The 24,069-nt window shown below is 46.2% G+C and carries 23 protein-coding genes, 2 pseudogenes and 1 other annotated feature; of the genes and pseudogenes, 7 read left to right on the top strand and 18 right to left on the bottom strand.

All coding sequences use genetic code 11. From position 1 onward, the window contains the following. Positions 1 to 76 precede the first annotated feature (76 nt). Entirely contained in the window at positions 77 to 571 is a 495-nt protein-coding gene (locus AB447_RS06515; protein WP_048356200.1) for a GAF domain-containing protein, read from the top strand. A gap of 13 nt (positions 572 to 584) precedes the next feature. Here the strand turns inward: AB447_RS06515 and AB447_RS06510 are convergent, their stop codons facing one another. Further along, positions 585 to 2,285, bottom strand: coding sequence for a sensor domain-containing diguanylate cyclase (locus AB447_RS06510; protein ID WP_048356199.1), 1,701 nt, complete (start codon positions 2,283 to 2,285; stop codon positions 585 to 587). Positions 2,286 to 2,615: 330 nt separating this feature from the next. Here AB447_RS06510 and rpsD point away from each other — a divergent pair, with 330 nt between their 5' ends. Further along, entirely contained in the window at positions 2,616 to 3,218 is a 603-nt protein-coding gene (gene rpsD / locus AB447_RS06505) for a 30S ribosomal protein S4 (protein WP_046130819.1), read from the top strand. A 341-nt stretch (positions 3,219 to 3,559) separates the two neighbouring features. Further along, the gene (locus AB447_RS06500; protein WP_057957481.1) at positions 3,560 to 3,964 is read left to right on the top strand and encodes a hypothetical protein; all 405 of its coding nucleotides are present in this window, start codon (positions 3,560 to 3,562) and stop codon (positions 3,962 to 3,964) included. Positions 3,965 to 4,248: 284 nt separating this feature from the next. Here AB447_RS06500 and AB447_RS06495 read toward each other — a convergent pair whose 3' ends face one another. The 3 genes from AB447_RS06495 to acsA all read right to left on the bottom strand — a co-directional run bounded on the left by AB447_RS06495 (position 4,249) and on the right by acsA (position 8,312). After that, a complete protein-coding gene (locus AB447_RS06495; RefSeq protein ID WP_048356421.1) occupies positions 4,249 to 4,677 on the bottom strand; it encodes a DUF805 domain-containing protein in 429 nt (142 codons plus the stop codon). Between the two features lie 314 nt (positions 4,678 to 4,991). Then, positions 4,992 to 6,257, bottom strand: coding sequence for a tyrosine--tRNA ligase (gene tyrS / locus AB447_RS06490; RefSeq protein ID WP_048356423.1), 1,266 nt, complete (start codon positions 6,255 to 6,257; stop codon positions 4,992 to 4,994). A 48-nt stretch (positions 6,258 to 6,305) separates the two neighbouring features. After that, positions 6,306 to 6,539 (bottom strand) — a binding site (T-box leader). A gap of 54 nt (positions 6,540 to 6,593) precedes the next feature. After that, on the bottom strand, positions 6,594 to 8,312 hold the full coding sequence (gene acsA, locus AB447_RS06485; protein WP_048356420.1) for an acetate--CoA ligase: 1,719 nt from the start codon (positions 8,310 to 8,312) through the stop codon (positions 6,594 to 6,596). 155 nt (positions 8,313 to 8,467) lie between these two features. Between acsA and AB447_RS06480 the strand changes: the two genes are divergently transcribed. The 3 genes from AB447_RS06480 to AB447_RS06470 are packed head-to-tail and all read left to right on the top strand — an operon-like array spanning position 8,468 to position 10,923. Continuing rightward, the gene (locus AB447_RS06480) at positions 8,468 to 9,100 is read left to right on the top strand and encodes a GNAT family N-acetyltransferase (protein ID WP_046131902.1); all 633 of its coding nucleotides are present in this window, start codon (positions 8,468 to 8,470) and stop codon (positions 9,098 to 9,100) included. A gap of 21 nt (positions 9,101 to 9,121) precedes the next feature. Further along, complete coding sequence (locus AB447_RS06475) at positions 9,122 to 9,766, top strand: acetoin utilization AcuB family protein (protein ID WP_048356419.1); 645 nt, start codon at positions 9,122 to 9,124, stop codon at positions 9,764 to 9,766. Continuing rightward, positions 9,763 to 10,923 (top strand): acetoin utilization protein AcuC, encoded by a 1,161-nt coding sequence (locus tag AB447_RS06470; RefSeq protein ID WP_048356418.1) that lies wholly within the window; start codon positions 9,763 to 9,765, stop codon positions 10,921 to 10,923. The genes AB447_RS06475 and AB447_RS06470 overlap by 4 nt, the downstream gene beginning before the upstream one ends. A gap of 43 nt (positions 10,924 to 10,966) precedes the next feature. On the opposite strand, the gene motS is transcribed toward AB447_RS06470, so the two are convergent. From motS to AB447_RS06405, 14 genes and pseudogenes are all read right to left on the bottom strand, one after another. Continuing rightward, positions 10,967 to 11,641: a flagellar motor protein MotS gene (motS, locus tag AB447_RS06465; protein ID WP_048356417.1), complete on the bottom strand. Its 675-nt coding sequence runs from the start codon at positions 11,639 to 11,641 to the stop codon at positions 10,967 to 10,969. Continuing rightward, positions 11,631 to 12,443, bottom strand: coding sequence for a flagellar motor protein MotP (gene motP / locus AB447_RS06460; RefSeq protein ID WP_048356416.1), 813 nt, complete (start codon positions 12,441 to 12,443; stop codon positions 11,631 to 11,633). Before motP ends, motS begins: the two co-directional genes overlap by 11 nt. Positions 12,444 to 12,531: 88 nt before the next feature. Next, the gene (ccpA, locus tag AB447_RS06455) at positions 12,532 to 13,536 is read right to left on the bottom strand and encodes a catabolite control protein A (RefSeq protein ID WP_048356415.1); all 1,005 of its coding nucleotides are present in this window, start codon (positions 13,534 to 13,536) and stop codon (positions 12,532 to 12,534) included. 317 nt (positions 13,537 to 13,853) lie between these two features. Further along, positions 13,854 to 14,930, bottom strand: a complete 1,077-nt coding sequence (locus AB447_RS06450) for a bifunctional 3-deoxy-7-phosphoheptulonate synthase/chorismate mutase (protein ID WP_057957480.1) — start codon at positions 14,928 to 14,930, stop codon at positions 13,854 to 13,856. 196 nt (positions 14,931 to 15,126) lie between these two features. After that, positions 15,127 to 15,516, bottom strand: a complete 390-nt coding sequence (locus tag AB447_RS06445; RefSeq protein ID WP_241494759.1) for a hypothetical protein — start codon at positions 15,514 to 15,516, stop codon at positions 15,127 to 15,129. 138 nt (positions 15,517 to 15,654) lie between these two features. Continuing rightward, on the bottom strand, positions 15,655 to 15,978 hold the full coding sequence (gene ytxJ, locus AB447_RS06440; RefSeq protein WP_048356476.1) for a bacillithiol system redox-active protein YtxJ: 324 nt from the start codon (positions 15,976 to 15,978) through the stop codon (positions 15,655 to 15,657). Positions 15,979 to 16,000: 22 nt separating this feature from the next. Next, positions 16,001 to 16,402, bottom strand: coding sequence for a YtxH domain-containing protein (locus tag AB447_RS06435; RefSeq protein WP_048356475.1), 402 nt, complete (start codon positions 16,400 to 16,402; stop codon positions 16,001 to 16,003). 14 nt (positions 16,403 to 16,416) lie between these two features. Continuing rightward, positions 16,417 to 16,827 carry a DUF948 domain-containing protein gene (locus tag AB447_RS06430; protein ID WP_048356474.1) on the bottom strand — a complete coding sequence of 137 codons (411 nt, stop codon included), beginning with the start codon at positions 16,825 to 16,827 and terminating at the stop codon, positions 16,417 to 16,419. A 150-nt stretch (positions 16,828 to 16,977) separates the two neighbouring features. Continuing rightward, positions 16,978 to 18,276, bottom strand: coding sequence for a UDP-N-acetylmuramate--L-alanine ligase (murC, locus tag AB447_RS06425; RefSeq protein ID WP_048356473.1), 1,299 nt, complete (start codon positions 18,274 to 18,276; stop codon positions 16,978 to 16,980). 274 nt (positions 18,277 to 18,550) lie between these two features. Continuing rightward, positions 18,551 to 20,555: pseudogene (locus AB447_RS06420) on the bottom strand (DNA translocase FtsK); the annotation flags it as partial. Positions 20,556 to 20,557: 2 nt separating this feature from the next. Beyond that, a pseudogene (locus tag AB447_RS26700) lies at positions 20,558 to 21,358 on the bottom strand (cell division protein FtsK); the annotation flags it as partial. 179 nt (positions 21,359 to 21,537) lie between these two features. Further along, positions 21,538 to 22,143 (bottom strand): YtpR family tRNA-binding protein, encoded by a 606-nt coding sequence (gene ytpR, locus AB447_RS06415; RefSeq protein ID WP_048355218.1) that lies wholly within the window; start codon positions 22,141 to 22,143, stop codon positions 21,538 to 21,540. 17 nt (positions 22,144 to 22,160) lie between these two features. After that, the gene (locus AB447_RS06410) at positions 22,161 to 22,970 is read right to left on the bottom strand and encodes a DUF1444 domain-containing protein (protein ID WP_048355219.1); all 810 of its coding nucleotides are present in this window, start codon (positions 22,968 to 22,970) and stop codon (positions 22,161 to 22,163) included. Positions 22,971 to 22,989: 19 nt separating this feature from the next. Further along, positions 22,990 to 23,346, bottom strand: coding sequence for a thioredoxin family protein (locus AB447_RS06405; protein WP_326076896.1), 357 nt, complete (start codon positions 23,344 to 23,346; stop codon positions 22,990 to 22,992). Positions 23,347 to 23,598: 252 nt separating this feature from the next. Between AB447_RS06405 and AB447_RS06400 the strand changes: the two genes are divergently transcribed. Continuing rightward, entirely contained in the window at positions 23,599 to 24,045 is a 447-nt protein-coding gene (locus AB447_RS06400) for a YtoQ family protein (RefSeq protein WP_048355221.1), read from the top strand. Positions 24,046 to 24,069 lie beyond the last annotated feature (24 nt).

The raw sequence follows: 24,069 nt of genomic DNA, 5'->3' as shown, positions 1-24,069 counted from the left end.
TGTAAAAAGTGCTCGACAAATCACATCACGCAAAGCCGCGATTTTGCATTTTCAAATAAAAAGTGAGGGAAATAACATGTTTCATGTCGAAAAAACAGAAGGCAGCAAAGAAAAAAAATACGAGCTCCTGCTTAAACAAGCGGATGCGCTGACAGAAGGCGAGCCTGATATGATTGCGAATTTGGCCAACGCCTCAAGCCTCCTTTACCATTCGCTTGAGGACGTCAACTGGGCCGGCTTTTATTTTGCAAAAGACGGAGAGCTCGTGTTAGGACCGTTTCAAGGGCTTCCGGCCTGCGTCAGGATTCCGTTCGGAAAAGGCGTCTGCGGTACGGCATTCGCCAACAAACAGGTCGAACGCGTGGATGATGTCAATGCATTCCCGGGTCATATCGCGTGTGATGCTGCTTCACAATCCGAAATCGTGATTCCGCTTGAAGCAGACGGCGAAGTGATCGGCTTGCTTGACATCGACAGCCCGATTACAAACCGCTTTGACGAAATAGATGAATTGTATTTGAAAAAGTTCGCCGAACAGCTCGGGGAGCGTATCAGTAAAAAGAGCCGGTAATCCCGGCTCTTTTTTAATTGGCTTCAAAAATCATCAGCTTGTTTTTTCCGTTTCTCTTTGCTTCATACAAGGCGATATCGGCTTGCTTGACGAGAGATGTCAGGGATTTCGGATCATCCGCCGACCAGTGCGAAATTCCGCAGGAAATCGTAACCTTCGGATTCGTGTTTTCCCTGACGGGCGCGATCAGACGGTCAGCCAGCTTTTCCCCGGCGGACATATCGATTTTCGGAACGTACACGGCCAGTTCCTCCCCGCCCCACCTCGCTCCTACATCCTGTTCACGGATGTTCTGCTGTATCACCCGGGCAACCTGAATAAGGATGGCATCCCCGGTCTGGTGCCCGTACGTATCATTGATCCGTTTAAAATTATCAATGTCAATCAGCAAAAACACCCCTTCCTGATGAGCTTCCATGCTGTATTGAATTTTTTCGTCGAGATAGGCTCTCGAATACAGCTCTGTCAGCTGGTCCGTTTGAACCATATGCTTCAGACGGTCACGGAGCATCGAATTCGTCACGGCAAGTGCGGAATGCCTGATCAGCGTCTGAAAGAGCTTGAACATTTCAAAAGAAAATGAATAGGCATTTTTCTTCAGAACGAGCGCAAATCCCATGTATTCATTGTTTTGGATCATTGGAACGCCCATTAATGACGCGTAGCCGTCAGGGCCGAACATCGATGATCCGCTGCCGACAAAAACCCCGTCCTCTTCTGAAATTTTCTCTTTGACATAGCGGATGTACGGATCCGCTGCACCCGTTTGAAAAAAGACGGTGCTCCCAGGCAAGAGCCGTTGTTCCTCTAAGTGGTTGTTATAAAAAAAGCCCACTTCATCGGCGCCAAATGACCCGATCAGCCGTTCTGACAAATATTTCATCATTTCCGGAAGCTGCCGTGTCTGATTGAGCTGATGAGACGTTTCATTGATAAGTTCCAGATTGGAAATCATGTTTTTGGCCTGTTCATAAAGCCGCGCGTTTTCGAAGGCTATTCCCGCAGCATTGGCAATCATGCCGATGTCAGCAGCGACTTCGGCTGCATTCTCTCCCTCGGCACGCAAAACGCCGTACGTACCTTGCCTGCCTTTCAGCGGAATATAGACGGTAGATCCGTTGATCAGCTTCACCTGCCCCGACAGATAGGCTTCAAGTGCAAAAGAATCGGCCGATTCACCATTGACATCGATTTCTTTTGCAGGCAATTGCAAATACTGGTCTTGGTCATAAGACAGAAAAAGGCCGTATGACAAGGAAGAAAACTCTCCTTGTAAGCTCTCAAGCATCGTTTTGAGCACTTTTTCCTGACCCATGAGCTCATGAAACAACGCTGTCTGCTCATAGATCCTCGCTTGGCGGCGCGTTTCCTCCGCAGACGCTTCTGCTTTTAAGCAGTTCTGCAAAAACAAGCGGACGGATTCAGTCAAATCATGCAATATTTTATGATTCTTTTGACATGAAATCTTAATATATTTATTATATTCTTCAATTGTTATTATGGTATAATATTTATCGGCCTCTTTATCAGGTTCGTACTGCTCGTCCGATCGGGATGAAGCGTGCAAGGTTAAGGACATAAACGAAAAAAAAGACTCTGCCGCCCCCTTGAGCCAGGCGATTGACTCGCTGTAAGAGGCATCCCGGTTTTTCAATAAAAACTGCAGCAACTCCTGATGAAAAGACAAATATAGGTCTTCCGTTTGTTTATTCATGATTATCACCCGAAAATATCCACAAAATCTCATTTTATTTTCCCGATTATATCACAAAACCAGGACTTTATCCTCGTTGACATATAGTATTTTCGACTCCTGTCACATATGGTTGACTTTCATCCTTGAACATTATATAATCGACTTTGTGTGAAATATTGCAGCCTTTTTGTTCTGCATCTGTGTTTCATTTTGTTCCTTATGCTATATAAGGTGTATCGTGTAACTCTTTGCTGCTGGAGCGAGGATACATGAAAACAAAATGGACATGGCTGAATTGAACAGATGGGTTTTATTTTCACAAAATAAAACCAAAGGAGGAGTCACATTATGGCTCGCTATACAGGTCCAAGCTGGAAACTATCCCGCCGTTTGGGAATCTCTTTAAGCGGTACGGGTAAAGAATTAGAAAAACGTCCTTATGCACCAGGTCCGCACGGTCCGGGACAACGCAAAAAACTATCTGAATATGGTTTGCAATTGCAAGAGAAGCAAAAGCTTCGCCATATGTACGGTGTAAACGAACGCCAATTCCGCAACCTTTTTGACAAAGCTGCGAAAATGGCCGGTAAACACGGTGAAAACTTCATGGTTCTTCTTGAATCACGTCTTGACAACATCGTGTACCGTCTCGGCTTAGCGCGCACTCGCCGCCAAGCTCGCCAACTGGTAAACCACGGTCACATCCTTGTTGATGGAAGCCGCGTTGACATTCCGTCTTACCAGGTAAAACCTGGTCAAACCATCTCGCTTCGCGAAAAATCTCAAAACCTTGCAATCGTCAAAGAAGCGGTTGAAGTGAACAACTTCGTTCCTGAATACCTGACTTTCGATGCTGAAAAACTTGAAGGTACGTTCACTCGCCTTCCAGAGCGCTCTGAACTTCCTGCTGAGATTAACGAAGCGCTTATCGTTGAGTTCTACTCTCGTTAAGAGAAATGCTCTGCAAAGAGTATTGATGGAAACCCTAGAATCGTTGATATACCAACGATTCTAGGGTTTTTTGTTTATTTGCTGCTTTGCGGATTTCTGCATTCTCCCCCATCAATTTTTGGGGGTTTTGGAGGATAAAATCAAACAAGCGAGCAGACAAACCATCTCAAGCAGATGAACGCCATTGAAAAATCAAGGAATTATAAAATGGACAGCCTGCTGCGGGAGCAAGAAAGGAAAACATATGCGGACTGTCAAATAAACCTCTAGGACGAGATGGTAACCTCCATAAAAAACGAGTAATATAACACACATACCAGTTGCAGGAGAGTGGAACAAACATGGATTTTTCCAAGTTTGACGAATTACCCGATTCTTTATCTGAAGATACTTTAGAAAAGTATTTCAATCAAATGATTGAAATGTATGAAAGTACAAAAGGCACTGTCAGCAAAATTGAATTATCTGAAGCTATATACCAACTTTCAGAAAGACAATGGCATACTTATAAAATTCTCAACGGCAAAATTAAACATAAAGTGGATATTTTAATAAAAAACATCTTGGATGTGAATTCTTATGACCTAATAGATAATGCAACGTCAATAATTGCTTATTTGGGACTTCCGGAAAGTTTTCAAGCATTACAGGAAATGATGATAGAAGAAAAATTTAGTGATGAAGTTAAAGAGCTTATAGAGGAATTAGAAGGAAACGTTGAAAATCCATATTCAGGATTAGAATAAAGTTATATGAAAAACAAACGGAAATATTTGTTTTTCAAGGCTGTGCTGCGAAAGTGCAGACGAGCCCATTCACAACATGCCCAGTAAAAATCAATACAACTTGGGAGAATAGACATCAGGTTTCCTTTCTTTTTTGATATTTACGGCAGTTTAAAGAGACATTTGGAAACCTATTTTGAAAGAACGACCAAACCGGTTTTAAATTTTTCCTTTGAGTTTTTTAAGACAAACAAAACACCCCAATCGCTGGATTCATTGTTTAACAATCAGGGTGCAATTTACAATTAATTTAAATTGGCTTTTGGATTTGGTCCATATTGATTATCTTTTGTTTCACTATCTTGGCAGTAAAAGATCAGAAGTATAATAGCACCGACAAACGGAATCAAGCCAATGAGTATCCATAAGCCGCTTTTCCCGATGTCATGCAATCTGCGGACGCCGACAGCTAATGACGGCACCAAAACAGCTAACTGATAAATAAAGATCAGAATGTATGCGAGCAATCCTCCTCCATACCCGACTACATATCCTGCTTGAAATCCGCCTTCTCCTAGTAATTCGGCAATATATAAACCTACTATTATTAATGATAGCATTAATAAAAGAAAACAAATGATCCCATTAAAGAGATGAAACATCCAATATTCTTTTCGCCTTGCTCTCCCTTCAAAATTTGCATAGTTCTTTAAACCTTTCCAATACCACTTCATACAATTTCCTCCGTTGCCAACTGTATTGATTAATGCAAAACATATCCATTATATCATAAAAAATATTGAACAAAAATGCAGCTGAGGTATGTTTGCAGTCGACTCCCTCGACCGGTTACTGTTCGATCATCAAAGTTCCTTTTATTTCTGCTCTTTAATCTTTTCTGCCTGATTCAACGATTGCCCTCAACCATCGCCTGTTCTTCCTCTTTTCTTTCGCTGCAAGAAACAAGAACCGAAAGCTATTCACCACTATCATTTTCGCACGTCCCAAGAACGTAAAAAACCCTTGCCAAATGGCAAGGGTTCGCTGATTACTTATATGTCAGCAGGAAGTATTTCTTTTTCCCGCGGCGGATGACGGTGAATTGGCCTTCGATGCGGTCTTCGCGGCTGAGGACGCTGTTTACGTCAGTGCGTCGTTCGCCGTTGATGTAGACGGCTCCGTTTGTGATGTCTTCGCGCGCCTGGCGTTTGGATGGCGACAGCTTCGATTGGACGAGGACATCGACGAGCGGCAGTTCATCGGTTTGCCCGAGTTCCATGGAAGGAACGCCTTTGAAGCCGACCTTCACTTCTTCGGCTGACAGCTGTTTAATGTCTCCGCTGAAGAGCGCTTTTGAAATGTTGACAGCCTGCTCGAACGCTTTGCGGCCGTGAACGAGGACTGTCACTTCTTCGGCAAGGCGTTTTTGCGCTTCGCGTTTTTCAGGAGCTGTTTCTGTTTTTTCTGCCAGCTCTTCGATTTCTTCTTTAGAAAGGAAGGTGAAGTATTTTAAGTATTTGACAACATCTCTGTCATCTGTGTTGATCCAGAATTGGTAGAACTCGTAGGCCGACGTTTTCTCTTTATCAAGCCAGATGGCGCCGCCTTCCGTTTTTCCGAATTTCGTGCCGTCCGCTTTTGTCACAAGCGGGATCGTCAATCCGAAAGCTTTTGCGCTTTCTTCCGATTTCCGGATCAGCTCAAGGCCGGCTGTAATGTTGCCCCATTGATCGCTGCCGCCGACCTGCAGCTTGCACCCTTCGTTTCTGTATAGATTTAAGAAATCGAGAGACTGCAGAATCATGTAGCTGAATTCTGTGTATGAGATACCCGTTTCGATTCTGGAGCTTACCGTATCTTTGGCAAGCATGTAGTTGATGCCGAAGTTTTTGCCGACATCCCTCAGGAAGTCAATCACGTTCATTTGCCCGATCCAGTCATAGTTGTTGGCCATTACCGCCGGGTTTTCGTCAGCTTCAAAGTCAAGGAAACGCGATAGCTGATTCTTGATTTTCTGCGACCATTCGCGGACAATCTCTTCGTTGTTCAGCGTCCGCTCGGCTTTTTTTCCGCTCGGATCGCCGATCAGGCCTGTCGCGCCGCCTACGAGCGCGATCGGGCGATGCCCGGCCTGCTGAAAACGGCGGAGCATTAAGATCGGCAGCAAATGCCCGATATGCAGGCTGTCAGCCGTCGGGTCAAAACCTGAGTACAGGCTGATCTTCTCCTGATCGAGGAGCTCCCTTAATCCCTCCTCATCGGTTTGCTGCTGAATCAGTCCTCTGAAGGACAAATCGTCAAGTAAATGTGTCATCATTATTGGCTCCTTTTTTCCTAAAATAAAAACGCCCCTTCGTGTAAACGAAGGGACGATGAACATCGCGGTACCACCCTGCTTAAAAGAACGCACGGGGCGTCCTTTTCACTCTTGTTGATAACGGACATCGTCCGTTCTTTTACTACAAAGCGACAGGCTTTTTCGTAAAAGCGGTTCGTGAGTGTAATTCAAACCATCCATTTGTGCTGATTTTCACCGGCCATCAGCTCTCTAAGACAGGGAAGGATGCGTTCTACTGATCTCAGTCTTCACCTTTTCTTATTTAAGACTAAATCTTTTTTAACATAATATTTCCTCGTTGTCAATGAAGCATCAGTCTTCCATCGTCGACAGATCGCCGGCCGGGAGGTTCAGCTCCCACGCTTTCAGGACGCGTCTCATGATTTTTCCGCTCCTCGTCTTCGGCAGCTTATCTTTAAATTCGATTTCCCTTGGCGCAGCATGCGCGGCTAAGCCTTTTTTGACAAACTGCCTGATTTCCTCTTTTAAGGCGTCTGACGGCTCGTATCCTTCCCTGAGCGCAATGAAAGCTTTAATAATTTCCCCGCGAACGGGATCAGGTTTGCCGATGACGCCGGCTTCAGCCACGGCCGGATGCTCGACGAGCTTGCTTTCGACTTCAAACGGACCGACGCGTTCGCCTGACGTCATGATGACATCGTCAATCCGTCCCTGGAACCAAAAGTATCCGTCTTCATCCATGTATGCGGAATCTCCGGATACGTACCAATCCCCCGGCATAAAATACGAGCTGTATTTTTCGGGATTATTCCAGATGGAGCGCATCATCGACGGCCAGCCCTTTTTGATGGCGAGATTCCCCATTCTGTAAGGCGGGAGCTCCTTTCCCTGATTATCAACGATCGCTGCCTCGATGCCGGGGAACGGCTTGCCCATCGAACCCGGCTTGATCTCCATGCAAGGATAATTGCAAATGAGCTGTGCGCCTGTCTCGGTCATCCACCATGTGTCATGAATCCGGTTATGGAACACTTTGTGTCCCCATCTGATGACCTCCGGATTTAATGGCTCTCCGACGCTCAAGATATGCCTCAATGAGCTTAAATCGTATTTGTTTACGAGGTCGTCGCCGGCTCCCATCAGCATCCGGAAGGCTGTCGGGGCGCTGTACCATACGGTGACTTCCAGCTGTTCGATCGTCTCATACCACGACTCGGGGCTGAATCGGCCGCCAACGACGACATTCGTCGCCCCGTTCAGCCACGGACCGAAGATGCCGTAGATCGTTCCGGTTACCCAGCCCGGATCAGCCGTGCACCAGTAAATATCATCGTCCCGCAGATCAAGGACCCATTTCGCCGTCTGGTAATGCTGGACCATCGCCTGATGGACGTGGAGAACCCCTTTTGGCGTGCCTGTGGAGCCTGATGTATAGTGAAGAAGCATTCCGTCTTCCGGATCGACCCATTCAACCTCAAGATCGGTGTCCGCTTCTTCAGCTTTTGAAAAATAGTCTACAATAGGCCCTTCTTCCTTCACGCCTTCCCCGACGACCACAATCGATTTCAGATCCGGAAGCTCTTTTTGCGGAATCCGCTCCAGCAGTTCAGGCGTCGTGACGATGACCTTCGCCTCGCTGTTTTGCAACCGGTCTTTTACCGCACCCTCCATGAACGCTTCAAACAAAGGCCCGACGATGGCCCCAAGTTTGACGGCGCCGAGAATAATAAAATAAAGCTCGGGCGATCTCGGCATAAAAACAAACACACGGTCGCCTTTTTTGACATCGGCGTGCTTTTTTAAGACGTTCCCGGCTTTATTCGTTTCATTTTTCATCTCTCTGAAGGTGTACTTTTCGTCACGGGCCGGATCTTTGTAATAAAAAGCCACTTTGTTTTTCAAGTGCGATTCAGCATGGCGGTCGATGGCTTCATGTGCCGCATTCACTTTTCCTGTTTTGTGCCATGAAAAGTTTTTTTCAGCATCTTTCCAGTCAAACGTCCGGTATACTTCCTCATAGCCGTTTAAATTATAATTTCCCTTCATGGCTGGCAACGCTTTCAATTCCATGCCCATCCCCCTTTGTTCGATCATCAAAATATATTATAGTATAGATTTTTTATTTTCTCAATTTTTAAAAAATATTGTTCTTTCCTTTGAAAACGCTTAATATTTTGGTATGTTATGTGTAAAAGACTTCAACTAAGACGTGAGGCGGTGAATACGTGAAGCATCACAAAACCTATCATGCCAAAGAATTGCACACGGGGGAAGGCACATTGCTGATAGAGGGCCCTATCAGCCCCGATAAACTCGCAGAGTATGAGTTTCATGCAGAGCTTACAGCCTTTCGCCCATCTGAAAAACAGCATGAAGCATTAATCGAAATCGCAGGGCTTCCCGAAGGACGGATTATCATCGCTCGTTTCCATCACACCATTGTCGGCTATGTCACCTACGTTTATCCCGACCCGCTTGAAAGATGGTCTGAAGGAAACATGGAAAATTTAATCGAACTTGGCGCCATCGAGGTGGTTCCAAGGTTCAGAGGCCACTCTGTCGGAAAAACGCTTTTAGAGGTCAGCATGATGGATCAACAAATGGAAAAATACATTATCATTACGACTGAATATTACTGGCATTGGGATTTGAAGGGGACAAACAAAGATGTCTGGGAGTACAGAAAGATGATGGAAAAGATGATGAATGCCGGGGGCCTTGTCTGGTTTGCCACGGACGATCCGGAAATCAGTTCTCATCCCGCCAACTGTTTAATGGCCCGCATCGGAAAAGAGGTCAGCCAGGAATCGATCGAGCGCTTTGACAGGCTCCGGTTCCATAACCGCTTTATGTATTAAGGGAGCAAAGGGGATCTAAATATGATTGTTGAAAAAATCATGAAAAGGGACGTTGTGACGCTTTCAAGAACAGATACGATCGAAGAAGCGATCAAACGAATGAGGACCTTCCGCATTAAACACCTCCCTGTCGTCAATGAACGGGGAACCGTCATCGGCGTTGTGACGGATCGGGATGTAAAGACGGCAACCCCGAGTATTTTTGCTCAAAACAGCTCAGCCGACGCTTTGCATAAACCGGTTGAACTGATCATGTCAAAAGAAGTCGTGACAGGGCATCCGCTCGATTTCGCCGAGGAAATCTCAGCCGTGTTTTTCGAACACGAAATCGGCTGCCTTCCGATTGTGAAAAACGGAAAATTGGTCGGCATCGTGACGAAGTCTGACTTGCTTCATACGTTTGTCAGGCTGACGGGCGCCCATTTTCCCGGCTCGCAGATCGAAATCAAAACCGATGATATCGCCAAAAGCCTCGCCGATATCAGCATGATTTTCAGCAGGCGGCAAATCGGCATTTCAAGCGTGCTCGTTTATCCAGGCGAAGAAGAAAATGAAAAGATTCTCGTGTTTCGCGTGCAGACGATGAATCCCGAAGCAAGCATAAAAGATGTGAAATCAAAAGGGTATCAAGTGCTTTGGCCCGCAGAGCAAAGGGATTTGCTATGAAAGACTGCGTCTTTGTCTTTTCTCCCTCCTACCAAACCTATCAACTTCATCAAGACCATCCGTTTAACCAGCTCAGAGTCTATGTCACGTATGACCTTCTGAACACGATGAATGCGTTTGGACAGGGAGAAATCATCGCGCCGCGAATGGCGACGGAATCTGAACTCAGCCTCGTTCACACGGAAGATTATATCAGAGCCGTAAAGCTTGCCGGACGGGGAAAGCTTCCCGAAGCAGACGGAGAGAGCTATGGACTCGGCACGGAAGATACGCCCGTTTTTGCCGGCATGCATGAAGCCGCTTCGCTTTTGGTGGGCGGAACGCTGACTGCTGCTGACTATGTCATGACCGGCAAGGCAAGGCACGCCCTCAACCTTGGCGGCGGGCTTCACCACGGATTCAGAGGGAGAGCTTCCGGTTTTTGCATTTATAACGACAGCTCGGTTGTGATCCGCTATGTGCAGAAAAACTACCGCGCCAGAATTTTGTACATTGATACAGACGCCCATCACGGAGACGGCGTGCAATTCACCTTTTACGACGATCCATCTGTCTGCACCGTCTCGATTCATGAAACAGGGCGCTATCTGTTCCCGGGAACGGGCCAGGTTCAGGAAAGGGGCCATGGCGAAGGCTACGGGTACGCGTTTAATATTCCGCTTGACGCGTTTACCGAGGATCAGTCTTTCATCGATTCCTATCTCACGGCTGTACGTGAAATCGCCGAATTTTTCAAGCCTGACGTAATTTTGACGCAAAACGGCGCTGACGCTCATTACTATGATCCGCTCACACACTTGTGCACAACAATGAGAATCTATGAAGAAATTCCAAAGCTTGCTCACGAATTGGCGCACAAGTATTGCGACGGCAGATGGATTGCCGTCGGCGGCGGAGGCTATGACATTTGGAGGGTCGTGCCGCGGGCATGGGGGAGAATCTGGCTCGAAATGAAAGGAATCAAGGCTGAAGGCCGTATGCCCGAAAAATGGCTGAAACGCTGGGAAAAACAAGCGTCCGTCCCGCTGCCGGCCGCCTGGAGCGATCCTGACGGCCTGTATGCTCCGATTCCGAGAAAAGCCGAGATTACGGAAAAAAATGCGCGGACCGTTTCAAAAGCGCTGTTCCCGATCCGTTCCGCCTCCCGTCCGTCATAGCATGCATATAAAAGGCCCTGCACGATGCAAGGCCTTTTTGGTTTTATTTTCTGATTACGATTTCGACGCGCCTGTTTTCCTTCATATGGCTCTCCGTCCGATTATCCCTGACCGGTTTCGTATCGGCATATCCGACCGCCAGAAAGCGTGAAGAGTCGAGTTTTCCTTTGGTCGTAAAATAGCCGATGACCGTGCTTGCCCTTGCGGCAGAGAGCTCCCAGTTGGACGGAAACCGGTATGTGGAAATCGGCCGGTTGTCCGTATGCCCCTCAACATCGATCTGGTTGGGAAGCGTTTTAAACAGTACCGCCATTTTGTGTAATAGCGGGTAAGCCTGATCTTTAATGTCCGCCTTTCCGGAATCAAAGAGAACCGCCTCCTGCAGGACGAGGACGACGCCCCGTTCATCGCGCTTTGCGGTAATCAGGCGTGACAGCCGGTTTTTTTCGATATAATCATTGATTTTCTTTAATAAGTCATCTTCGCTTTTGCCCGGCAGCTTGCTCTCTTCGCTGCCAGCTTCTGCGGCCGCCTTTTTGTCCCCTCTCTCCTGAAAAGAGCCGACAGCGGTCTTGAATTTTTGCAAATCGATTTGCGACATCGAAAACAGTAAAATAAAGAACACGAGAATCAGCGTAATCAAATCGGTAAAAGTAATCATCCATGACGGCGATTTGCGGCCGGCCTCGCGTTTTCGTCTCTCGTGCCTAAGCTTCATGGGCCTTACCCTTTACGTTTTCCGCCTGCTTTTTTCTCCATTCCTCCTTGGAGCTGAATACGACGAGCTGACTTTCAAGATTGCGGGGGTTTCTTCCCGACTGTACGCCGATGATCCCTTCGATCATGACCTGCTTCTTAAAGATCTCGGCTTCCGTCTTTTCCTCTAGCTTTGCTGCGATTGGAATAAACAGCATGTTGGACAACAGCGAGCCGTAGAGCGTCGTCAAAAGGGCGACGGCCATATTCGGGCCGAGGGTTTCCGGTTTGTTCAGATTTTTGAGCATCATCACCAGTCCGACGAGAGTACCGATCATGCCCCATGCAGGCGCAAATTCTCCTGCTTTTTCAAAGATTCGTCTTCCCTTTCTGTGCCTTTCTTCCATCGCTGCAATCTCCGAGTTCATGACGTTGCGGATCGTCTCTTCATCCCACCCGTCAATAGCAAGCAGCAAGCCTTTTTTTAAAAACGGATCTTTCATTTCGCCGATATTGGCGTCCAATGATAAAATCCCTTGTTTTCGCGCCTGTTCGGAAAGGATGACAAACGTTTTGACCAAGTCCCTTATGTCGTCATCTTCCGAAACAAACACCTGCTTCAGAACCGCCGGCGCTTTTTTTAGATCCTTCGGAGAAAAGCTCATAAAAACGGCTGCGAATAATCCGCCTGTCACGATAAAAAAAGACGTTACATCGATAAACGAATAAAATCCGGAAAGGCCTGCTCCCGAAATCACGCCGACCGTCAAAATCAACATGCCTAACATAAATCCGACCGGTGTAAGATAATCAAAACGTTTCATCTTTTTGCATTCTCTCCACTCACGTAAAAGAAAGCAAGATCTTCACGAAAAAAGCTGTGAAAACTTGCTTTCTTTCTTGTTTTATTTTTTATGATTTCGTTGATTGTCTTTGTTCGATCCGATGCGGAAGCTGAACGATATGCTCCTCGACCTCTTCCTTGTTCATCAGCTTTGTTAACAGCCTCATCGCTACGGCACCGATGTCATATGTCGGCTGAACGACCGTCGTCAGCTGCGGACGAACCATTAATGACAGGCGCGTATTGTCAAATCCGACCACTTCAAGGTCTTCCGGAATCGATAATCCTTTGTCCTGTGCGGAATGAATGATTCCGAGCGCCATCTCATCTGTTGCAGAAATGACGGCCGTCGGTTTTTCATCAAGCTTCATGAGCGCATCAAGCGCCTCCATGCCGGAATCGTACGTATAGTCTCCTTCTACGACGTACTCTTCCTTAAATTCGAGACCTTTATCCTGCAAAGCTCTTTTAAAGCCTTGAAGCTTTTTCGCCTTATTGATCGGCTCTTGCATCGGTCCTGATACAAATGCCAAGCGCTTGTGGCCGTTTTCGATCAGCATGACTGCGGCATCATATAAAGCCTGTTCATAATCGATCGCAACAGAAGCCGTTTCCCCTTTTTCTTCGACAGACGCGGCAAGCACGATCGGAACCGGTGACCGTTTAAATTCTTCAACGTGCTCGTCCGTGACGTTCCCGCTCATGAACACGATGCCGTCGACCTGCTTGCCGAGCATCGTATTAAGCAGGTGCAGCTCTTTGTCCATGTTTTGGTCAGAGTTGCTTAAAATAATATTGTACTTGTACATTGTCGCAATATCTTCGATTCCCCTTGCCAGCTCCGCATAAAAGATGCTTGAGATATCGGGAATAATGACGCCGACGGTTGTCGTTTTCTTGCTGGCCAGTCCTCTTGCGACGGCGTTTGGACGATAGCCGAGACGCTCGATTGCTTCAAGCACCTTTTTTCGGGTTGTCGGCTTTACGTTCGGATTCCCGTTCACGACTCTGGAAACCGTCGCCATGCTTACATTTGCTTCACGTGCGACATCATATATTGTAACATTACTCATTTTTTACCACTCCTTCAACTGGGTACAATCTTTTTCTATAGCATAAACATTTTCATGTAGAGAAATGTCAAAATGTAAAACTTTATGTAAAATAAGCAAAGACTAAGTTTACATTATTTTTCATTAATATTCAAACAAAAAAGCGCTCTCCTGAAATTATACACGGTTTTACCTAATATGAAAACGTTCCCTTTATTTTTATAATTAATTTAAACACAAAAATCGCGTCATGTTATGAAAAAAGAACTTTTTTCGACAATTTTTAGTATGTACAAAAAAAGACCGCTTATAAAAGCGGTCCTGGTTAAATGAAGCGTTTATGCTTTTACTTGTACAAGCGGCTTCAGCTCATTCAGCCATTTTTCGAATGTCGGGATATCCATTTGCTGTGCGGAATCTGAAAGGGCAACAGATGGATCTGGATGAACTTCCGCCATTACGCCGTCAGCCCCGATAGCAAGCGCTGCTTTTGCCGTCGGAAGCAAGAGATCGCGGCGTCCCGTTGAATGAGTGACATCCACGAATACAGGAAGGTGTGTTTCCTGTTTAAGAATCGGTACAGCCGAAATGTCGAGCGTGTTTCTTGTCGCTGTTTCGTACGTTCTGATTCCGCGCTCGCAAAGAATGATTTGATCGTTTCCTTGGGAAATGATATATTCCGCCGCATTGATGAATTCCTTCAGTGTTGCGGCAAGACCGCGTTTTAAAAGGACCGGCTTTTTCACAGAGCCTGCCGCTTTTAACAGCTCAAAGTTTTGCATGTTGCGGGCACCGATTTGGATAACGTCAATGTAATCGATCGCTTCTTCAATATGCTGCGGATTTACGATTTCGCTGATGACGGCGAGATCATATTCGTCAGCTACACGCTTTAAGATCTTTAAGCCTTCAACACCGAGACCCTGGAAGTCGTACGGGCTTGTACGTGGCTTGAATGCTCCGCCGCGAAGCAATTTCAGGCCTTGTTTTTTTGCAGCCGCTGCGACTTCGGCTACTTGGTCATAGCTTTCAACAGCACACGGACCGATGATGAATCTTTGTTCGCCGTCGCCGATTGTTTCGCCTTTTATATTGACAATCGTATCTTCAGGCTTCTTCTTCCGGGAGACGAGGAGAGCCTTGCTGTGGTCATCTTCCTGAAGCTCAAGTCCGGCTTTAAAAATCTCTTTGAATATATGCTGAATGGTAGAATCTTCGAACGGACCGTCGTTGTTTTCAATGATACTGTTCAGCATCGTTCTTTCCCTTACAGGATCATAGCGGTTAATTCCTTGCGCTTCTTTCGCTTTGCCAATCTCCTTAACGATTCTGCCCCGTTCGTTAATCAACTTCAAAATCTGCAAGTTCAATTCGTTCGCCTGCTGCCTCAGCAAATCCAGTTCAGTATTGCTCATTTTTTCCATCCTTTCTTTTTGGCCTCACCCTAGAAAATAAGAATGATTCAATTATTAGGGTTTATTATAAACAATGTTTGTTGAATTGTCACGAAAAAATTCTTTATTACCCAAACGCTTTTAAGCGATAAAGTATGATATGCAGTTTATCCCTTGTTTTCGAAAAATATAAAAAAAAGAATCAGGGATTGATTCTTTAACTTGATTGTCTGTATAACCGCTGCAAATCGGTCTCTATTTTATAAACCCGCTGATTCAGGGCGGCGGTTTTATCCTCGACATATTCGGTTAGATGATCGGTAAATTTCCCCATATTGTCAATGATGTTTTGCTGAAGCTGCTCCTGCCCTTTTTTCACTTCTTTTACGCTTGTTTCAAGACGGTCAAACCGCTCGTCCATTGCGTTTAAACGTTCGTCTATTGAGCTGAAGCGCTCGTCTACTTCATTAAAACGCTCATCTATTGCGTTTAAGCGTTCGTCTACAGTGTTAAAGCGCTTATCGATTCCGTCCAGACGCTGATGGATCGGATTGATTTCTTCCTTTAAAACGGATTGAAGCATGTCCTTTAAATCGCTGTTCACCATATCACCTCCCGCTTGTTTTATTATATCGAAGAACTGCGGGTCAAACGATGCATTTTGGCAAAAAGGCATTTCCTAAAGGTAAAAATATAAAAAAGACCAAAAACGCTGTACGATTTGGTCTTTTTTGCCTCTAAAGGCCTATTTGCTGTTTTCTGCAAGCGCCAGAGCGGTAATCTGTGAATGGGAAGCATGCCATTTTACTTCCCCGTTTTCAAAAACGATTGCCTGGGGACTTTCGTGCTTGATCCCGTACTGCTCGGCGATATAGTTTGACAACGGGCGGCTCTCCTGCACCGTTAAATAATATGCCGGAATGTCTTCGTGTCCGTCAGCGAATGCTTCAAATTCCTCGAAAGCGCGCCGGCTGATGGGACATGTCGTACTGTGCTTAAAAAAGACGAATGTGCCGTCCATTTCCAGCTGTTTAAATTCATCCTCTGTTTGAATGAGCTGCTTTGACATGATGACCTTCCCTTTCTGCGTATTAGTTCTGGGCTGTCTCTGTTTCTTTTCCTTCAGTTTTTGTTTCCTCTTCAGCCTCATCAATGGCAGAGGCAGCATTTTCCTTCAGCTCAACGGCCTTCTCGGCTCCCTGGGCGCGAAGGTCTTTGACTTTATCCATGAGTTGTGTGGATCGATCGGAGACAAGCTGTGAAATCGAAGACGTTTTATCTTTTGCGATGCTGACGTATTCCACACCTTTTTCTCTCGCTTCGTTTGTCAGTTTGCACGTTTTATCTTTGATCACAGCGGCTTGGCTTCCAATGTCATCGCGCAGCTCCTTCCCTGATTTTGGCGCCAGAAACAACGCCGTCGCTGCTCCGATGATACCGCCTACGAATGTGCCGATGAGAAAATCTCTAGTATTCATTCCTTCTTTGCCCATGTTTTATTCCTCCTTCATCTTTTTTGTTTCCATTTATTCCAAATTTCCAAAGCTGCATTGCTCCAGCTCACAACTTGAGAAATTTTCTCGCGATTTTGTTCTGCTGCTGACGTAACAGAGTCTGACACCTGCTGAATCGAAGCGTTAAACTGGCGGACCGACGTGCCGACTTCCTGAACCGCGTCTACCACCGTGTTCAGCTTCAACGATTTCTCCTGGATGTCATCCGCCAGGCGGTTCGTCTTATGAAGGAGCTCTGCGGTCTCCGCTGTCACGTCCTTCATCTGTCCTTCAAGCCCCTCTAAAGTCGATGCCACGTTTGTAAGCGTCAATTGAAGCGATTTTAACGTTTTTGATAAGTAGATTACTAAAATGAGAAAAGCTACAGCAATGAGTGCAACGCTTAAATAAAGAATAATAATCATCTAATCCTCCTTATGTACGGGCTTACAGTGATGTATATACCCAACTGGCCGAATTGTAAACCTCTTTTGTATATATTTTTCTACACGGACCATTGAATTCCTTTATGTACAAAAAAGCAGCGGAATGGACTCACACTGCCTTTTTTTATGTTACGCTAATACATTTTCATATGCTTTTAAATACTTTTGTATGTCTCCGGCTCCCATAAAAATCAGAACTCCGTTTTCATGCTCTTTCAAAACGGCTGTGTCATTTTCATCGATAAGCTTTGCCTGCCCGACTTTTTCCTGCAGATCGGCGATTGTCAGCTTTCCTGCATTCTCGCGGGCTGAGCCGAAAATGTCACAAAGATAGATATAATCGGCTTTTTTCAGGCTTTCTGCGAATTCGTTCAGGAAAGACTGCGTCCGCGTAAAAGTGTGCGGCTGGAACACCGCAACGATGTCACGGTCAGGATACTTCTGCCTTGCCGCTTCAATCGTTACTGTGATTTCAGTCGGATGGTGTGCGTAATCGTCAATCAACACTTGATTTCCGGCGATTTTTTCATTAAATCTCCGTTTGACGCCGCTGAAGGTTCTAAGCCCTTCTTTAATGATGTCGACATCGACCTGCTCATAGTGACAAAGCGCAATGACAGCCAACGCGTTCAGGACATTATGGCTTCCGTAAGCCGGTATATAGAATGTGTCATAGAATGTATTCCGGACAAAAACATCGAAGGTGGTGCCTTCCGTATTTTTGATAACGTTTCTCGCCTGAAAATCGTTTTCGTCCGCAAAGCCGTAGTATACGACAGGAACGTTGGCGTGGATCTTCATCAAGTATTCGTCATCCCCGCACGCGATGATCCCTTTGTTAACCTGCAGAGCCATCGTTTGAAAGGCGTCAAACACATCATCGATGTTTGCAAAGTAATCGGGATGGTCAAAGTCAATATTCGTCATGATTGCATAATCCGGCTGATAGCTCAGAAAATGCCTTCTGTATTCACACGCTTCAAGTACGAAATATTCGCTGTTTTCGCTTCCCTTTCCTGTTCCGTCGCCGATTAAATACGATGTCGGTTTTGCTTTTTGAATAACATGCGACAGCAGACCTGTCGTCGATGTTTTTCCGTGAGCGCCCGTGACCGCAACGCTTGTAAAATTCTTCAAGTACTCTCCGAGAAATTTATGATACCGAACGACAGGAAGCCCGTCTGCAAGGGCTTTCTCGATTTCGGGATGCGTATCGGGAAAGGCGTTCCCGGCAATAACGGTCATTCCCGGTTTAATATTTTCGGGATCAAAAGGGTAAACCGGAATATTTCTTTCTTCCAGCGCTTTTTGTGTAAAAATATAATTTTCGATATCCGATCCTTGGACAGTATATCCATTATCATGGAGAATTTGGGCAAGCGGACTCATACCTGTCCCCTTTATTCCGACAAAATGATAAACAGTCATAATTGTACCTCCAACAAACGTCTATCTGCTTCCCAGTATATGACGCTTATTTCAATTTGCAACCTAAAGCCTGGCCGCATCAATGTTCTTCTAACTTGCTTCGATATTTTTAGTATCAGGCATTTTTAAGATTGATTAAACCTTCCTTTCGAAAGATTTTTTGCACCTTCCGAAAGGTTCTCTTAAAACGGCTGAAAACGCCGCTTACGGCGCTTTCTTCGTATGGCGCACCAAACTTTTTAAAAAAACACGCCCAACAGCTATCATACCATGTTTAGCTGAAAAGTGAACTACTTTCTATCAGCTGTTCCAAATCCGTACGCGTGATCAGCACTTCTCTCGGCTTGCTTCCTTTTGCTTCCGATATCATGCCTTCTCTTTCCATCATATCGATTAATCTGGCGGCCCTGTTGTAGCCGATCCTAAACCGCCTCTGCAGGCTCGAGGTGCTGGCGCTGTTTTGTTCAACGGCGAATTCGCACGCCTCAAGAAACAGTTCGTCATGATCAAAGCCTGCCGGATTTTGTCTGACCAGCTCTTCCTGCTCGAATAAATAAGACGGCTTTTGCTGTTTTCTGACGTGTGAAACGACCCGGTCAATTTCGCGGTCAGATACAAAGTTGCCCTGAAGGCGCACCGGTTTGCCGGATCCGTTCTCCAAAAAGAGCATATCTCCTTTTCCAAGCAGCTTTTCCGCCCCGGCCATATCGATAATCGTTCTTGAATCGACGTTGCTTGAAACGGAAAATGCGATTCTGGTCGGGATATTCGCTTTGATCAAGCCTGTGATGACGTCGACCGACGGCCGCTGTGTCGCAATCAGCAGGTGAATGCCGCATGCCCTGGCTTTTTGGGCGATTCGACAAATGCTTTCTTCGACCTCATTCGGAGCGACCATCATCAGATCGGCAAGCTCATCGATGACGACGACGAGATATGGAAGTTTTTCGCCCATTTTCTTTTCATGAACCTTTTCGTTGAAGCGCTCAATATCGCGCACTCCGGAATGAGCGAATAATTCATAGCGGCGCTCCATTTCTTCAACGACCCACTTCAAGGCCGCCGTAGCCGCTTTTGCATCCGTAATGACAGGGCTGACAAGATGCGGAATTTCGTTGTAAGGAGCAAGCTCGACCATTTTAGGGTCAATGAGCAAAAGCTTCACCTCTGTAGGGTCGGCTTTAAACAGCAGGCTGACTAAAATCGTGTTCAGACATACGCTTTTTCCTGATCCCGTAGCCCCTGCGATCAATCCGTGAGGCATTTTTTTCAGATCACAGACAACCGGCTGTCCGGAAATATCAAGCCCGAGAGCCGCCGTCAAAGGAGACGGGTTCGTTCTAAATTCCGGGCTTCTGATCATTTCGCGCAAATACACCATCTTGCTATGTAGGTTCGGAACTTCGATTCCGATCGTATTCTTTCCGGGAATCGGCGCCTCGATGCGGATGTCTTTTGCCGATAAGCTCAGTTTGATGTCATCCGAAAGGTTTGTAATTTTATTGACTTTCACTCCCGGTTCAGGGTGCACTTCGAATCTCGTCACCGACGGTCCCTGTGTAACATGAACAACGTTCGCTCTGACATTGAAGTTTTCGAGGGTCACATCCAACAGCTCCCGCTGCTCGTTTATCCATGGTTGATCGTCCCGCTTTTGAGCTGGCGGAACATCAAGCAGGGCCAAACTCGGGAACTCGTATCCGCGGGAGGCGTTTGGCGCGTTTTCTTTTTGTTTATCTGCAGCAAACATCATGACATTAAACGGTACGGAAGATGACCTGTGCTTCGGTTTCGGCGCAGTCAAATTTCCGCTTGCATTGCCGCCCGCCTTCGAATCGGAAAGTTCTTGGCTTTCATTCTTTTCACGTACGGCGGCTTGCGATTCGCTGTTGTCTCTTTCTAACGGATCAAGCGGTTCAGGGTCCTTACGGTTTCGTTCAGCAGGAAATGCCTGTTCGTTTTCTTCTGCTTGTTCAGGCGATCCGTTTTCCTCACCCATTTGAATGCCTGGACTTGACATCGCTTCGTTTTCAGGGGCTGCTGCCTTTCTCAAGAGCACTTCCGTTTCCTCTGAGGAGAACGGCGGATGTACAGATGCCTCGTTTTCTTCGAAAAAGCTGTGCTCTTCCCCGCTTTCTCCGGCTTTTTCGACCGGCTCTTCATCCGTTACTTCTTTTTCATCAAGAGAGGCTCCGCGGTCTTCCGCCAATTGTACATCGCTTTCTTCCAGGACAGTCTGCGGTTCTTCCTGTTCCGCATCATATGCATGGGTTTCTTTTNNTTCTTTTTCTTCAACATAGCCTGCGGATTTTTCCGCCGCTTGTGTATCGCTTTCTTCCCGAACGGACCGCGGTTCTTCCCGTTCCGCGACATATGCATGGGTTTCTTTTTCTTCAACATAGCCTGCGGATTTTTCCGCCGCTTGTGTATCGCTTTCTTCCCGAACGGTCCGCGGTTCTTCCTGTTCCGCATCATATGCATGGGATATTGATGCTCCACCAAAAATGCTATCTTCCCGTACGACAGACGCTTTCTGAACCGGTTTTTCCAGCTCTGCCGCCGGCTGACTGACAGTGTGAGAAGGTGCTTTTTGGATCGGCTGTTCAAAAAAGCGCTGTTCCCTTTCCATTTCTTCCGTGAAAAGCGTCACGCGCGGTTCTTTTTGCTTTTTGGCCGGCAAATGGTTCGGCTTGATTCTTTTTTGTTCGTGGTAGCCGTAAATCGGCGAAGGGATGACCGATGGTTTGAACGGCTTTTTAGCCGGTTTTTCCGTATCATTTATTGAAACTTCGGATTGGCGCTGCCTTGTTGCAGGGTTGTTGTAGGAATGGCGTTGCCTTTGTCTTTGCTGAGGCTCCCTTGTATTTTCCCTTTGCTGTGCCTTTTGATCAGGAATCACCGGGAAACGGAACTTGCCTTTTGGGTATTCATAAACGACTTTTGCGTCTGATATTTGCGGCATATCTTCGTTTTCTTCAAAAGACGAGCCTGAAAGCGGCTCCTCTGACATGTTTTTCGTGTTTTTTTCGTTATGTTCATCTTCGCCTAAAAATAGGCCGAACATTTTGCTAATCCAGCTCATGAATCATCACTCTCTAACTCCCTTGAATTTTTCGGGGACGGTTTTTAGTATACCATTGCTTCACCCGCCAGAAAAGAACAAGGTGCTTCCTGCCGTCCGACGAATAAAAGAGCCGCCAAGTTTTTGACCCAGCGGCTTCTTTCACATGTATTCGAACGTATGGTTCATTTTATGCCGTTTTAAAATTCAAAGGTTTCTCCGGCTTCACGGCTGTTATCAAGGACGAGAATCCCTTTTTCCTTCGGTGCATCGGGGAGGTTCAATTCTTTTGCAGAGCAGATCATCCCGCTTGACGGCACGCCTCGGAGCACGGCATCTTTGATGATCATGCCGCTTGGCATCACGGCTCCGACTTTGGCGACGACGACTTTTTGGCCTGCTTCAACATTCGGAGCTCCGCAAACGATCTGCAATGATTCTGCTCCCACGTTGACTTTGCAGACGCTCAATTTATCGGCATTCGGGTGCTTTTCTTTTTCTTCGACATAACCTACGACGAACTTCGGAGAAAGGTCGACAGTCAGCTCGTCTTTTAATCCGTTCCGGACCAGAATTTCATTTACATCCTGGACAAAGCTTTCAGAAAGGGCGATGGGTCCGTTTTCGGCCAGGTTCATGTAAGATGAGGCATTAAAAATGTTGTATCCTGATGTTTCTTTTGTTTCTTTATCAAAGATTTTAACGACATCTCCGAAGCGTTCGAAAGCCATGTTCTCGCGTGGAATGTCGTGAAGAGAGATGAGAAGCGTGTCGCCTACTCCTTCTAAATTATAAAATGCGTTCATCAAAAAAATCCTTTCTATCATTTCTTTTTCGGGCGGTTTTGAGCGAGAATGAAGACCGGTTCAAGCTTTCCATCCTCATATAAAAACGAAAGCGCCGTAATCGGTACTGTTCCGCTCGCAAAAAAGCTCATCGACATTTGCCCGAGAATGTCATACCCTGCCTGATTGCGAATGTCAGCAATGATCAATACATCCTGATGCGGAATGGAGACCGCGAGCGCTCCTTCGGCTTTTTGTTCATACGCGGCAAGGATCGATTCGTTCAACACGCGGCTTGCATCATAGCCGTCGTTTGCTCTGAAAAAGTAAAAGCGGTTGTCGGCTACAACGTCTTCCTTAACAACGGTTTTGAGCGAGCGAAGATTGAAAGAGGACGTTTCCCTGATCCGCTCTTTTGTCCAGCCTTCTTTTTCAAGCATTTTCTCGTCAATCAGCCGGTACGTATTGCCAAGATCCAGCGCGTAGTAGATTCTCGTCTCAGCGGTATGATCGTCGAATATGAGCGGAATCCCGGCGCTGGACTTTTCAGGAAATGACGTCGAACGGATGACGGGGTAAATCAGGCTTTCCCGTCCTTCCATTTCTTGAGCCTGGCCCTTCATTGCCTTCAGCGCTTCCTCGGTATAATAGACGACTTCATCGATGGCCTCGCCTTTTTTTTGCTCCCATTTTGCGATGATGCCGGGAAGCTCGAGGGTAATGCCTTTTTTAGTGGCTTTATCTTCAATCCTCAGCGTATCTTTTTCTCTGTCAAAATAAAAGGTCCAGCTTTCATTTTGCAATCGTTTTTTTAAGATATCGGAAAGTTTCCTTGACGTCATTTTCATAGAGGGAACTTCCTTTCTGCTACTTTTTCAGGGAATCGGTCAAAAATTGCTCAATTTCCTCTTTCGTTTTCCGGTCTTTGCTGACAAAGCGGCTGATTTCTGTTCCGTTTTTGAATACAAGAAAGCTCGGGATTCCGAAAATATCCCACTCGGCGCATGTATCAATAAATTTGTCGCGGTCTACATAGTAGAATGCGAATTCGGGATAATTCGCTTCAAGCTCGGGTAAAAACGGTTCGACAAACCGGCAGTCCGGGCACCAGTCAGCTGAAAACATCAGCAGGGACAAGTCATCATTGACGGCTTTTTGCAGCTCTTCATTAGATTCGATTTTTTTCATGGTCAACGCCTCCAGTGTATTGTTCTTATCATCCATTCGGATCATACCAGACAACGGGTTCTATCGCCAGATTTTTGCCGGGACCGGTCCAAGGATGACTGTTCTTTTATGTATCATACCCCTTTTCAGCGGGGAAAATCTGATATGACGCCTGCTTGAAACCTTCTTCATATCATTAGCATAATTTTTTTGCTTTATCAACCCATTCTCGTTTAACATGAAAGCTGAACGGGTAAAAATATCCGATAAGGCGTACAAAGCTTAAAACAAGGAAGGAGGAAATCCTGTATGGAATTTACCGTTTATCTTGCCGGGGAAATACATAGCAACTGGCGCGAGGAAGTAAAGGAAAAAGCGAAATCGCTGAAACTGCCTGTCACATTTGTCGGACCGATGGAACATCACGACCGGTCAGACAACATCGGAGAAGAAATTTTGGGCAAGCAGACCGACCCGGTCGCTAAAGACGATGCGGCTTCCGATTTAAACAATTTCAGAACATCGGTTTTAATGAACAAAGCGGATATTGTCATCGCCCTTTTCGGCGAAAAGTATAAGCAATGGAACACGGCCATGGATGCTTCCTACGCCATCGCGAAAGGAAAACCGCTGATCATCATCCGCCCCAAATCTCTGCATCATCCGCTGAAAGAGCTGTCAAACAAAGCCAATATCACCGTCGAAACCGTCAACCAGGCGATCAAATCGCTGTCATACGTGTTTGAAAGCGAATAAAAAACCTGTGCTTACGGCACAGGT

The sequence above is a fragment of the Bacillus glycinifermentans genome, assembly GCF_001042475.2.
GTDB lineage: Bacteria > Bacillota > Bacilli > Bacillales > Bacillaceae > Bacillus > Bacillus glycinifermentans.
This window is presented reverse-complemented; position numbering and strand designations above follow the sequence as displayed.